Source organism: Pseudoalteromonas holothuriae (assembly GCF_945859825.1).
Classification (GTDB): Bacteria; Pseudomonadota; Gammaproteobacteria; order Enterobacterales; family Alteromonadaceae; genus Pseudoalteromonas; species Pseudoalteromonas holothuriae.
Window position 1 is genome coordinate 132,677 of sequence record NZ_CAMAPC010000009.1, and the last position, 13,491, is coordinate 146,167.

Sequence of the window (13,491 nt, forward strand, 5' to 3'; positions counted from 1 at the left end):
TGACATAAAGTGACAGGCAGGGACTTCCCTGCCTCACTATTATTTAACTCTAACAACAGTTGCCATAGGCATTGACTCTGCTTGGCCATCATTGGCATAAACCTGAACTAAGTACCAGCCAGTCATGTCGACAGTCAATTCTATCTCTGCATCGGTGGTACTTGAAAACGAATAGTTTGATCCCGTTGCTTTTTGGTGCATTACCCAACGGTAGGTTATTGGGTCTTCATCGGGGTCAGTGGCATTGGCCGTTAGAGTGATCGGGCTGTTAGGAGTGGGGTTCTCACTAACTTTTATTGTAGATAGAAAAAATGGCGGTTTGTTAGTATTGGGTGTTGGTGGGCGAGTAATTACTTTGACATGGGCACGTTTAGTATCACTGTACGACAGTCCATCCGAAACAACCGCTTCTAATAGGTATTCACCAACCTCATCAAAGACCATATAAGCTTGTTTAGTTAGCGCATTTTGAAGTATGGCAGTACTATTTTGTGGACGACTTACAACGCGCCATTTATATGAGATGGGGTCACTGTCTAAATCCTCCGCATAGGTTGTAAAGTAAACCGTCTCGTTAGGGTAAACTTCGCTCTCACTTTGTTCAATACGCAATATAGTGGGGGTGTGGTTACTATCAACAACCTGTAAATTTCTGCTTAATGTATGGTGACTTTTGTTATCATTGACAGTAAGAGAAATCGTATATTTCCCAGCAGTTTGGGCCGCGAAGGTAGATCGTACCTGAGTTGAGTTTTGGAGTGTAAATTCAGCATTTTTCGGTGCATCGCTAATTTTCCATAAGTAGCTTAGCTTATCACCGTCGGGGTCTTTGCTGGCGCTGCCATCAAGCTCTAGTTCTTTATTTATCAAAATACTGTTATGAGCTAAGTTAAAACTTGCTAGTGGAAATTGGTTTGTACTTGGTGCAGCAATAGCTACTTCTACTTTGGCAGCCGAAGACTTTCCATCGCTGTCTGTTAGTGTAAGTTGAGCATGATAATCACCAGCTTGATCAACTATAAATTGGGCTTTTAATGTGTTTGCATTATAGATTATTGCCTGACTATTATCTGGTTTTTGCAGCCATTGCCATTGTGCGGTTACGCCATCATAAGTTTGACTGTTGATCCCATCTAATATGATTGTTTGACCAAGAGCGGATTTACCTGTTGCCCAGGCTATAGCCTCTAGGACAGGCGTTGGGGCAGGAGTTGGTGTAGGCTTAATTATCGGTGCTTCTTGTTTAGTAGTCTTAACAACCTTGACTGGTTTTGAGTCAGACCCGCCACAGGCACTAGTGAGAGAAGCTAATAAAGCAAGTAATAGATACTTGTGATTACGCATAAATTTTATCCTTTTTAGTTGCGCTTTTTATTTGAATAACAGTCATTGTCCCTAAATAAGGTTTAAGTGTAAATTTTTAAAACTGAACTTAAGCTGACAGAGTTTGAGTTTTTATATTTTTACAGAGCAAAGTAAAATAGACATTGTCAAAACTTATAAGTTTCGTTTACACTGCGCGTAAATTACGAATCGAAACTTATCTGAATATGACAAAACGAAACACCCAGCAGCGCCGACATACAATATTGAGCAAAGTAAACGACCAAGGTGAAGTGAGTGTTGAGGCGTTAGCCGCTGAGTTTGAAACTTCAGAAGTGACGATTCGCAAAGATTTAACTGCGCTTGAAAAAAGCGGACTGTTACTTCGTCGCTACGGCGGAGCCATGGCACTGCCACAAGAGATCGTTGCAAAAAGCAACGATAAGCGCGATTCACTTCGCAAAATGGCAATTGCTAAAGCCGCCGCTAATCTCATTAACGATCATAATCGCATTATTATTGATAGTGGCCGAACCACCGCCGCAATGATCCCAGAGCTTGTTAATAAGCAAGGGTTGGTTGTAATGACCAATGCCATAAATATAGCTAATAGACTGTTATCATTAGAAAATGAACCAACACTTTTGATGACCGGAGGTACTTGGGACCCACATTCAGAGTCATTTCAAGGGCAAGTTGCTGAAAAAGTATTACGCTCTTACGACTTTGATCAGCTATTTATTGGTGCTGATGGCATTGATGTTGCGCGTGGTACTACCACTTTTAATGAGTTAGTGGGGTTAAGCCAAGTCATGGCTGAGTCAGCTAGAGAGGTTATTGTAATGGTTGAGTCAGAAAAAATAGGCCGAAAGATTCCCAACTTAGAACTATCTTGGGCGCAAGTGACAACCTTGATCACTGACGATAATTTAGCATTGGAATTATGCCAAAGCATTGAAAAAAGCGGTGTAACAGTAGTTCGTGCAACCGTTTAAATAAATTTTACGCTGCACAATGACGACAACACTTTGTGTAGTAAACATCATTATGACAACACACTTCACGTGCAAAATGGAGAGATTTATGTGTGGTATTGTAGGGGCCGTTGCAGAGCGTCCAGTAAATAAAATTTTAATTGAAGGCTTAAAACGTCTTGAATATCGTGGTTATGACTCAGCGGGCGTTGCGTTGAGTTTATCAGGCTCACTTAATACCGTTAAAGCAGTTGGTAAAGTGGTTAACCTTGAAAAAGCACTTGAGCAAGCCGCAGTAAAGGGCACAACGGGCATTGCTCACACGCGTTGGGCAACCCATGGTGGCGTGACAGAAGCGAATGCGCACCCACATGTATCAAATAGCGAAATTGCCTTGGTGCATAACGGTATTATTGAAAACCACGCGCCATTGCGTGATGCATTAAAAGGCGATGGCTACGAGTTTTTATCAGACACCGATACTGAAGTAATGGTGCACCTAATTCATCAACTTCGCCTGCAACATAATAGCCTGTTAGAAGCAGTTAAAGCCGCTGTTAAGCAGTTAGAAGGTGCTTATGGCACGGTGGTGTTTGACAAAGCGAACGATCAAGAAATGATCGTAGCGCGTTCAGGTAGCCCTTTGGTAATTGGCCTTGGTTTAGGTGAAAACTTTATTGCCTCTGATCAACTTGCATTACTACCCGTTACACGCAGCTTTATATTTTTAGAAGAAGGCGATGTAGCACGTATTACAGCAGATAGCGTTGAGATTTATGATAGCAATGGCCAACAAGTTGAGCGTGAAGTAATAGAGTCAAATATCACGCAAGATAACTCTGGCAAAGGTGAATACCGCCATTACATGCTAAAAGAAATTTACGAGCAGCCACTTGCGGTTCGTAATACCTTAGAAGGGCGACTTGAAAATGACCGTGTAACAGTCGATGCATTTGGCGACAGTGCACAACAAATTTTTAAAGACGTAAAACACGTACAGATAATAGCCTGTGGTACCTCTTACCATTCAGGCATGGTGGCACGTTATTGGATAGAGCAGTTTGCAGGCGTAAGTTGTAATGTAGAGATTGCTTCTGAGTTCCGTTACCGTCAATCATTTGTACATGAAAACAGCTTATTAGTGACCATTTCTCAATCTGGTGAAACCGCCGATACACTCGCGGCATTGCGTTTAGCTAAAGAGCAAGGTTACATGGCATCAATGACCATTTGTAACGTACCGGGTTCATCACTTGTTCGTGAATCAGACTTGGCCTTTATGACCAAAGCCGGTGCTGAAATTGGCGTGGCATCGACCAAAGCGTTTACCACGCAACTTGTTGGCCTATTGATGCTAACGGCATCAATTGCGCAAGAAAAAGGCCTAGATCAAAGCAATATTGTAAACGCAATTAAAACTTTACCAAACAAGCTAGAAGAAGCACTCACGCTGGCTGGTGGTATTGAAGAGCTAGCCGAAGAATTTGCCGACAAGCATCATTCATTGTTTTTAGGCCGTGGTTCACAATACCCAATCGCAATGGAAGGCGCGCTTAAACTCAAAGAAATTTCATACATTCATGCTGAAGCATACGCTGCAGGCGAGCTAAAGCACGGGCCACTTGCCTTGATTGACGCTGATATGCCAATTATTGTCGTTGCGCCTAACAATGAGTTACTTGAAAAGCTAAAGTCAAACGTTGAAGAAGTACGCGCACGCGGCGGCATAATCTACGTATTCGCTGACAAAGACTCGCACTTTGCCTCTGACGACACCATGCGTGTTATCAACGTAAACCACGTAGATGACATCCTCGCACCAGTTGTATATACAATCCCACTACAGCTGTTGTCGTACTACGTAGCGGTGATTAAAGGCACCGACGTAGACCAACCGAGAAACCTCGCCAAGAGCGTAACGGTAGAATAAGAAAAGGCGCGAAAGCGCCTTTTTTTGTGACTTAGGAATAAAGTGCTAGCTCACATTTTTGTGGGTGAACAATAAAGATATACCTACTCAAAAACATAATCAAACCTAATCTTTAGAGCCTTCTTCTTACCCTAATTAATATTGCGCCTATTGGCGTATGTCGTAACATAAGTAAAATTTCAATTAATGGTAACGAATTGTCTTTATTTGTAGAATGTATCATCATATCAAGGTCTTTTATTAGCTCTGTGCTCAACAGTAGTGCTATGCATATTAAATTCTAAGGAAATGAAGCATGAGTGATATTAAATTGTTCCAATTGGGGCAAGGTGAGGTTACTGAGCTTGTAAGTAAATCAGCCAAATTTGAAAAAGATCTCCAGCAGCTGGTTGAGCCACATATGGAAGTGTTTTTAGGGATTAGGTTTTTAGCTACAGAGTTCACCACATCAAATGGTGGTCGTATCGATTCACTCGGACTGGATGAAAATGGTTGTCCTGTCATTATCGAATATAAACGTCACATAAACGAAAACGTTATTAACCAAGGCTTGTTTTACTACGACTGGTTATTAGATCACAAAGCTGAATTTCAATTATTAGTGACGAAGGAGCTTGGTCAGAGTATTGCTGAAAACATTGAATGGGAAGGCGCTCGTTTAGTGTGCATTGCAACTGATTTCACAAGATACGATGAGCATGCTATAAAACAAATAGACAGAAATATAGAGCTTATGCGCTATAAGTATTTCGGAGATAATTTATTTTTACTTGAGCTAGTAAATAGCCACCTTAGCAATAAAGCTGCAACGCCAAAACGACAAGAAGTTGAGTTATCCGAAGCGGATACTAACCCGACAAAAAAAGAACGCCGTGACTATCACGAGAATAGAAAATCATCTGCATCCTCAGAATTACTAAGCTTGTATGAATCAGTATGTGACTTTGGGTTATCACTTGGGGATGATGTGCAGCGTAAAGAATTAAAGTTTTATACAGCCCTTAAAAAAATTAAAAACTTCGCAAGCGTGCAAGTTTGGGCACCGCAACAAGACCCGTCACTAAGAATTTATCTTCATATCGACCCTAGCAATGTTCAATTGCAAGACGGTGTTGTTCATGATGCCAAAGACAAAGGGCACTGGGGAACAGGAGATTTAGAGGTTATTGTAAGGTCTGAACAAGATTTAGAATTAGCAAAACAGCTAGTCCAATTAAGCTTTGAAAAAAATTAGGAAAACCATGCTCACAGGCAAACTTAAAAATCAAGTAGACGAAATCTGGGAAGTATTCTGGACCGGTGGTGTTACCAATCCTATCTCAGTTATCGAGCAATTTACCTATCTACTATTCATCCGCCGTTTAGATGAAATACACACTAACCGTGAGAAACAATCTCTATTACTTGAATCCGCTTTTACCAACCCTATTTTTCCATCAGAAAACAACAATTACCGTTGGAACAAGTTTAAAAACTTAGACCCACAAGTGATGTTTGATTTAGTTAAAGACAAGGTATTCCCGTTTATTAAAACCATTAACGGTGAAGACACAACCTTTGCTAAGCATATGTCTGATGCCATTTTCATGATCCCTAAAGCTCAGGTACTCGATAAAGTAGTGAACCTTATCGACAAAATCCCGATGGATGATCGTGATACCAAAGGTGATTTATACGAGTACATGTTATCTAAGCTGCAAAGCTCAGGTACTAATGGTCAATTCCGCACGCCTCGCCACATTATTCAAATGATGGTTGAAATGACTCAGCCTAAACTTGATGGTAATAGGTCAGATGTGATCTGTGATCCTGCATCAGGCACTTGTGGCTTTTTAATGGCGTCAGAAGAATACGTGCGTAAGCAGTTTGAAAACGAACTAATGAAGCCTGAAAACAGCGAGCATTTTCATAATAAAATGTTTAACGCTTACGACTTTGATCAACACATGTTACGCATTGGTGCCATGAACTTAATGCTACATGGTGTAGAGCACCCAACCGTTGAATACCGAGACTCATTAAGCGCTGTTCATGACGGCAATGGCGAGCAAAAATTAGAAGATAAATACACGCTTATTTTAGCTAATCCGCCATTTAAAGGCAGTGTTGCCTATGACGAACTTTCACCTGACTTATTAACAGCACTAGGTAAAACACCGAAGAAAGCAGCGCCTAAAGTTGAAACTGACGAAGATGGTAACAAAAAAGCGAAAAAAGGCCCGTCAGAAAAAACTGAGTTACTGTTCTTAGCGCTTATTTTACGTATGTTACAACCGGGTGGTCGAGCAGCGGTGATTGTGCCAGACGGCGTATTATTTGGCTCCACCAAATCACATAAAGAAATCCGAAAAGCCATTATTGAAGACCATAAGTTGGATGCTGTGGTATCACTACCATCAGGGGTATTTAAACCTTATGCTGGTGTATCTACCGCTATTTTATTTTTCACTAAAACCAACAGTGGCGGCACAGACAATGTATGGTTTTACGACATGCAAGCTGATGGTTTTTCATTAGATGATAAACGTACTCCACTTATTAAAGGGGTTGAGCTAACGACTGAGGCTGATGTGATTGATGCAACATTACCTGAGAATGAGAGCCTTCAGCAAATAAAGAGCGCACCTTCAGAGCACAACAACCATAAGCTTAATAATATCCCTGATGTGCTCTACCGTTGGAAAAATAGATTTAACAGTCCAGAGCATTCTGACAGCCATGAGCCAATAAAGGTAGAGAGCAATAGAAAGCGCACAGAGCAAAGCTTTTATGTGCCAGTAGCTGAAATTACCAGTAACGACTATGACTTATCTATCAATCGCTATAAAGAAGTGGTTTACGAAGAAGTTAACTATGACGAGCCGCAGGTCATTTTAAAACGCATCAAAGAACTACAGCACGCAATGGATAAAGGTATTGCAGATCTGGAGGCAATGTTGTGAGTTGGGAAACAGGTGTACTAGGTGAAATTTGTGATGTTCGAGATGGTACTCATGACTCTCCAAAATATCAAAGTGAAGGAATACCTTTAGTAACTTCAAAAAACCTTATAAATGGTTCTATCGATTTTACTAGTGCGAACTTAATTACTGAAGAAGACCACACTAAGATATCTAAGCGTTCAAAGGTAGATAATGGTGATATTCTCTACGCCATGATTGGCACTGTGGGGAATCCAGCAATTGTGAATACTGATACCGTGTTTAGTATTAAAAATGTGGGACTTATCAAATTTAGAGAAGACTCTCAAATTTATAACCGTTATTTGATTTTTGCACTAGATAGCGACTTAGTGAAAAGGCAAATATTAAGAGAATCTAAAGGTGGAACTCAAAAGTTTGTTTCATTAAAGGTTTTAAGAAACTTAAAAATCCCACTGCCGCCATTACAAGTACAAAAGCAAATTGCAGCGGTATTAGAAAAAGCCGATACCTTGCGTAGTCAGTGTCAACAAATGGAACAAGAGCTTAATACCCTTGCTCAATCTGTGTTTCTTGATATGTTTGGTGATCCTGCCAAGAATTCAAAAAGTTGGCCTATGGGTGTAATCGGGGATTGCTGTGCCTCTGTTAATTATGGAACATCTGATAAAGCAGACATTGAAAACGGAGCATATCCTGTTCTTAGGATGAACAACATTACCTACGAAGGCCGCTGGAATTTTAGCTCGTTAAAGTATTTAGATTTAGATGAAAAAGGTGTTGAAAAGTATTTAGCTGAATCCGGAGATATTTTATTTAACCGGACAAATAGTAAAGAATTAGTCGGCAAAACTGCGGTTTACCGAGAAAGTGAGCCTATGGCTTTTGCTGGATATCTCGTAAGGGCAAGAGTTAATGATAAAGCTGTCCCAGAATACATTTCAGCGTTGATGAATTCTCGATATGGTAAGCAAACTCTGCTTAATATGTGTAAAAGCATTGTGGGTATGGCAAATATTAACGCGAAAGAATTTCAGAAAATTAAATTGCCAATACCACCAATAGAGCTTCAACAAGAATTTCAAAAAATAGTCTTTGCACTAGATGAAAAATTGTTTGAGTTGAAGAAACACTTCAAAGAAAACGATGATTTATTTAACTCGCTGATGCAAAAAGCCTTCAAAGGCGAACTTGAATTAAAGGATGTGGCGTAACGCCACTCATCAAAGGTATTAGGAAAGGGCTTTAAATAAGGAAAGCGAATGTCGAACTTTAACTTTTTAACAGAATGGCCTGAGTTACAAGAGCACGCGAAACAAGCGGAAGCTGTGGTTAGCCTAATTAAATAAATACCAAAGGTGTCAACAAATGACTGATTTAATACCTGAAGAGCTAGCACCGAATGGTGAATTTCTATTTTTCACTTCAGAAGATGGTAAAACGCGTGTTGAGTGCCGCTTTGAGTCTGATACTTTATGGCTTACTCAAGCATCAATTGCAGACTTGTATCAAGTAACACCTCAGGCTATTACGCAGCATATTAAAGCTATTTTTGATGAAGGAGAACTTGTACAAAATTTAACTTGTAAGCATTACTTACAAGTTCAAATGGAAGGTGAACGCCCTGTAGAGCGAAATAAACTTCACTACAATCTTTCTATGATTATCGCAATAGGCTATCGAGTTCGTTCAAGCAGAGGCAGTCAATTTAGACGTTGGGCAACGCAAACACTAGAGGAGTATTTAGTGAAAGGCTTTGCCATGGACGACGAACGATTGAAAAATCCACCTGTCGACCAATCTATGGTGCCTGATTATTTTGACGAAATGCTTGAACGTATTCGTGATATTAGAGCCAGTGAACGCCGTGTATATTTACGCGTTCGAGAAATATTCGCGATGGCTGCCGACTACCAGCCCAATAATAAAGATACCAACTTATTTTTTCAGTCTATTCAAAACAAGTTGCACCATGCTACTACCGGTATGACAGCGGCGGAAATCATATCAACACGCGTTGATGCCGATAAACCCAATGCCGGTTTAACCACATTTAAAGGTGACGAAGTAAGAAAAGGCGATGTCACTATTGCTAAAAATTATCTTTCGCAAGAAGAAGTGAGCGAGTTAAATAGAATTGTTACCATGTGGTTAGATTTTGCCGAAGACCAAGCACTTCGCCGTAAACAGGTATTTTTAAAAGACTGGAATGAAAAGCTTGATAGTTTTCTAGCGTTTAACGATAGAAATGTATTACAAGGTGCTGGTTCAATATCAAAGAGTCAGGCTGATTTAAAAGCTAAAAACACTTATGAGCAATATGAAGCGAAACGTCGTGGTTTGAAAGAAATACAAGGGCAGCAAGACAGTATCTCCGCATTAAGAGCTTTGCTAAAAAAATCAAAAGAAGAATAAAAAATTACTAAAAAAATTTAGTATAACTAGGATGTTGTATGTCGAACTTTAACTTTTTAACAGAATGGCCAGAGTTACAAGAGCACGCGAAACAAGCGGAAGCTGTGGTTAACTCTGACCCTCGCTCTAGCTGTTTTTATAGTCGCTATACATTAGAGCGATTAGTACAATGGATGTATGAGTTCGACAATTGGTTAGAAAAACCTAAATACGATACCACCTTAAATACATTGATTAACCAACGAGAGTTTAAAAACTCGTTGGGCAGCAATATTTTCCCTAAAATTAAAGCGGTACAAAAAGCCGGTAATAATGCGGTACATAGTGAGCGCAAGGTATCACCACTTGAGTCAACACAAAGCTTAAAAGAACTGCATCATATTCTGTATTGGTTTTATCGTACTTATACTGCTGCTAGCGCCCAAGGAAAGCCTGCAACAAACCAAGTATTCGATTTAGCTAAATTACCTGAGACTATTCAAATTGACGCTAACTTGGTAATGAACAGTGCCAAGAAGTTAAAAGAGTTACAAAAGCAGCTCACTGAGCGTGATGATAAACATCAAGAGAAGCTTGATAAAGAGCGCGACCAAAACCTTGAGCTGCAAAACCAATTAAAAGCGCTGCAACAACAGTTAGCGGAGCAAAAAGCACAAAACGCCAAAGTCGCAGAGCAAGTTAAAGACCCGCACGATTATAACGAAGCCGAAACTCGCACTTTTATAATTGACCAGTACCTAAAAGAAATGGGCTGGAATTTAGATGCCACTAACGTCAAAGAGTTTCCTGTTAGTGGTATGCCTATTTCAAAACAAAATCCAAATAGTAATGGCTCTGTTGATTATGTGTTGTGGGGTAAAAATGGCAAACCATTAGCGGTTGTAGAGGCAAAAAAGACAACTCGAAGTGCAAAAGAGGGTAAGCGCCAAGCTGAGCTTTATGCCAATTGCCTACATAGCATGTTTAACCAGCGACCATTGATTTATTACACCAACGGCTACGATATTTATTTTTGGGATGATGAAAACTATATTCCTCGTAAGGTACAAGGCTTTTTAAACCAAGATGAAATGCAGCGCTTGATTGACAGGCGCACCTTAGCCAAAGCATTAAATACAATAGAGCTTGATACTAATATTGCAGGTCGTGGTAGGCCATATCAGCGCTTAGCGATTGAATCAGTTTGTGAGCAGTTTGACGCTGAAAAACAACGTAAGTCATTACTAGTAATGGCAACAGGTACAGGTAAAACCCGAACTACCATCGCCTTGGTTGATATTTTAATGCGAGCAGGTTGGGTTAAAAATATTCTGTTTTTAGCTGACCGTAATGCACTGGTAAACCAAGCGAAGAAAGAATTCTCAAAGCTACTGCCTAAGTCATCACCTGAAATACTCTCAAGCGGCACCAGTGCTTTAAAAGGCCGATTGTACTTTTCAACCTATCCGACAATGATGAATTTATTGAGTGCAGCGCCTGATACAAGACTATTTGGTGTTGGTCATTTTGATTTAGTGATTGTGGATGAAGCGCACCGAAGCGTTTATAAAAAGTACCGCTATATTTTTGATTATTTTGATGCCTTATTACTGGGTTTAACCGCAACACCAAAAAGTGAAATAGACAAAAATACCTTTGATATTTTTGAGCAGCCAGATGGCGACCCAACTTATGCTTATGAGTTAAAAGAGGCAATAGGCGATAAGTTTTTAGTACCGCCTAAAGACGTAAATATTGATTTGGGCTTTATTCGTAAAGGTATTAAGTACGCCGAACTTTCTGCTAATGAAAAAGAAGAATGGGAAAGCAAAGAGCAACTTGAAGATAAAGACGAAGTACTGCCGTCTGAAGTAAACAAGTTCTTATTTAATAAAGATACCGTAGATAAAGCACTTAAAGTATTAATGGATCGAGGCGTTAAAGTTGCAGGAGGTGACAGGCTTGGCAAAACCATTATTTTTGCTGCGAATAACGACCACGCTGAATTTATTGTCGAACGTTTTGATGCAAACTACCGCAAATATAAAGGTAAGTTTGCCCGGGTTGTTACCTATAAAGAAACCTATGCTGACTCACTAATTGAAGAGTTTAAAGGTGAGAAAAAGCCTTCTGATCCTAATATTCCACTTACTATTGCGGTATCGGTAGATATGCTTGATACCGGTATTGATGTGCCAGAAGTCGTTAACTTAATGTTCTTTAAGGTGATTAAATCGAAAGTTAAGTTTTTACAAATGCTTGGCCGTGGTACTCGCTTGTGTGAAAACCTATTTGGCCCTGAAGACAACAAGCTGTTCTTTAAAGTGTTCGATTGCTGTAAAAACTTTGAATACTTTGAGATCAACCCTGAGGGTGCCAAAGACAATGGCGCTAAATCACTTTCCCAAGCCATATTTGAAAAGCGCCTAGCCATATCGCAACAGCTAATTGATAACGAGCAATTTGGTATTTACGGTGCAGAATATCAGCGTTACTTGATTGATACGCTACATAACCGTGTCGCTGGAATGAACTTAGACAACTTTGTTGTCCGGCCAAATCGACAAGTGGTAGAGAAATATCAAAAGCTTGATACCTGGTTTAAGTTAACTAATGAGCACTTAGCTGAGCTTGAGAAGCAAGTATCTGTGTTACCAACAGAAGCTGAGCCGTTAGAACCTGATGAGATCGATGAAGAGTTAGCGCTGCGTTTTGACCATATGATGCTAACTATGCAATTAGCACTAACAGAAAAAACAGGTATCAGTGACTTTTATCGCAATAAGCTTAACCAGATTGCAGCAAAGCTTGAAAGTAAAGCCAGTGTACCAGCGGTTGGCGAGCAACTTGAATGGCTACAATACGTGCAATCAGCCAACTTCTGGACTGACTTAACACTCGAAGAGCTAGAGCAAACTCGCCGTAAATTGCGTTTATTAATGCGTTTTATCGAAAAAGAAAGTACAGGTGTGGTTTACACCAACTTCCAAGATGAAGTGTTAGGCGTGCATGAAAACGAAGGCGTATATGAGTTTGGCCAAGATGGTGGTTTAGAGTTGTACCGCAAGAAAGTTGAGTCTTACATCAAAGAAAATCAAGATAACTTAACCATACAGCGTATTAAGCGAAACCAGCCGATCACCAAATTAGATTTAGAAGAATTAGACAATAAGTTATTTGAAGCCAGCGGCATTGATAACATTGAAACCTACCAATCAACCATTCACCCTGATAAGTCACTCGGTGTATTTATTCGTGAGCTAGTAGGTTTGGACCGAGGCGCAGCTAAAGAAGCCTTTGCTGACTACCTAGATGATGCCAAGTTTAACAGCCAGCAAATACGCTTTGTGAATACTATTATCGATTTCCTCACTCAAAACGGCGTAATGAGCCCGGCAATGTTGGCTAAACCGCCATTTTCAGATATTCACTTTGAAGGTGTGTTTGGTTTGTTTGACGATGGTGCTGTGATGGATTTAAGGAATAAGATTAAGAACATTGAAGCACAGGCGGTTGGTGATGGGTAGCCTACAGTAGAGTGTGGCAAAGAAGCAAAAGGGGTCAAGCTGCTTGCTTCACAATATAACTATTTAAAGGCTGTCAGGTCCACTTTCCACTCTTAATTGCTTTTGAGTATGAATATATTTATTACGTAGGAGTATTGAGTAGTTTCAATCAGTTAAAGTGATGAGGTTCTGAAACAAGTTCAGAATGACGAAGTTGGCTTGACTATGAGGCTAATCAGGAAGACGGTAGAGCCCACTCATACGTATGATGTCTTCCTGACGCAGGTCAGGATCTTTTATGAAAAATGGGGTCAAGCTACTCACTTCACAACATAACTATTCAAGGGCTGGCAGATCTACTTTTCTTCCTTTAATCGCACTTTCTCGGCTAATACGTCCTTATTTTTCTGATCACCTCTGAGCTGTTAGTAGTATAAATTATA

The 13,491-nt window shown here is 40.1% G+C and carries 8 protein-coding genes; 7 read left to right on the top strand and 1 reads right to left on the bottom strand.

All coding sequences use genetic code 11. The features are described from left to right. Positions 1-39: 39 nt before the first annotated feature. Positions 40-1,344: a PKD domain-containing protein gene (locus OCI93_RS12790; RefSeq protein ID WP_261626545.1), complete on the bottom strand. Its 1,305-nt coding sequence runs from the start codon at positions 1,342-1,344 to the stop codon at positions 40-42. A 206-nt stretch (positions 1,345-1,550) separates the two neighbouring features. On the opposite strand from OCI93_RS12790, the gene OCI93_RS12795 reads away from it, so the two are divergent. From OCI93_RS12795 to OCI93_RS12825, 7 genes are all read left to right on the top strand, one after another. Next, positions 1,551-2,318 (top strand): DeoR/GlpR family DNA-binding transcription regulator, encoded by a 768-nt coding sequence (locus tag OCI93_RS12795; protein ID WP_261626546.1) that lies wholly within the window; start codon positions 1,551-1,553, stop codon positions 2,316-2,318. An 88-nt stretch (positions 2,319-2,406) separates the two neighbouring features. Beyond that, on the top strand, positions 2,407-4,227 hold the full coding sequence (gene glmS / locus OCI93_RS12800) for a glutamine--fructose-6-phosphate transaminase (isomerizing) (RefSeq protein ID WP_261626547.1): 1,821 nt from the start codon (positions 2,407-2,409) through the stop codon (positions 4,225-4,227). Between the two features lie 295 nt (positions 4,228-4,522). Further along, positions 4,523-5,461, top strand: a complete 939-nt coding sequence (locus OCI93_RS12805; RefSeq protein WP_261626548.1) for a DUF5655 domain-containing protein — start codon at positions 4,523-4,525, stop codon at positions 5,459-5,461. 7 nt (positions 5,462-5,468) lie between these two features. Continuing rightward, a complete protein-coding gene (locus OCI93_RS12810; RefSeq protein ID WP_261626549.1) occupies positions 5,469-7,169 on the top strand; it encodes a type I restriction-modification system subunit M in 1,701 nt (566 codons plus the stop codon). Continuing rightward, positions 7,166-8,362 (top strand): restriction endonuclease subunit S, encoded by a 1,197-nt coding sequence (locus OCI93_RS12815; RefSeq protein WP_261626550.1) that lies wholly within the window; start codon positions 7,166-7,168, stop codon positions 8,360-8,362. Before OCI93_RS12810 ends, OCI93_RS12815 begins: the two co-directional genes overlap by 4 nt. Before the next feature lie 154 nt (positions 8,363-8,516). Beyond that, positions 8,517-9,563, top strand: a complete 1,047-nt coding sequence (locus tag OCI93_RS12820; protein ID WP_261626551.1) for a virulence RhuM family protein — start codon at positions 8,517-8,519, stop codon at positions 9,561-9,563. Between the two features lie 38 nt (positions 9,564-9,601). Continuing rightward, complete coding sequence (locus OCI93_RS12825; RefSeq protein ID WP_261626552.1) at positions 9,602-13,069, top strand: DEAD/DEAH box helicase family protein; 3,468 nt, start codon at positions 9,602-9,604, stop codon at positions 13,067-13,069. Positions 13,070-13,491 lie beyond the last annotated feature (422 nt).

What these genes read in the sequence shown, in the direction of transcription:
- OCI93_RS12795 (WP_261626546.1), top strand. Translation starts at nt 1,551, where the DNA reads ATGACAAAACGAAACACCCAGCAGCGCCGACATACAATATTGAGCAAA.
- OCI93_RS12805 (WP_261626548.1), top strand. Translation starts at nt 4,523, where the DNA reads ATGAGTGATATTAAATTGTTCCAATTGGGGCAAGGTGAGGTTACTGAG.
- OCI93_RS12790 (WP_261626545.1), bottom strand. Translation starts at nt 1,344, where the DNA reads ATGCGTAATCACAAGTATCTATTACTTGCTTTATTAGCTTCTCTCACT.
- OCI93_RS12820 (WP_261626551.1), top strand. Translation starts at nt 8,517, where the DNA reads ATGACTGATTTAATACCTGAAGAGCTAGCACCGAATGGTGAATTTCTA.
- OCI93_RS12810 (WP_261626549.1), top strand. Translation starts at nt 5,469, where the DNA reads ATGCTCACAGGCAAACTTAAAAATCAAGTAGACGAAATCTGGGAAGTA.
- glmS (WP_261626547.1), top strand. Translation starts at nt 2,407, where the DNA reads ATGTGTGGTATTGTAGGGGCCGTTGCAGAGCGTCCAGTAAATAAAATT.
- OCI93_RS12825 (WP_261626552.1), top strand. Translation starts at nt 9,602, where the DNA reads ATGTCGAACTTTAACTTTTTAACAGAATGGCCAGAGTTACAAGAGCAC.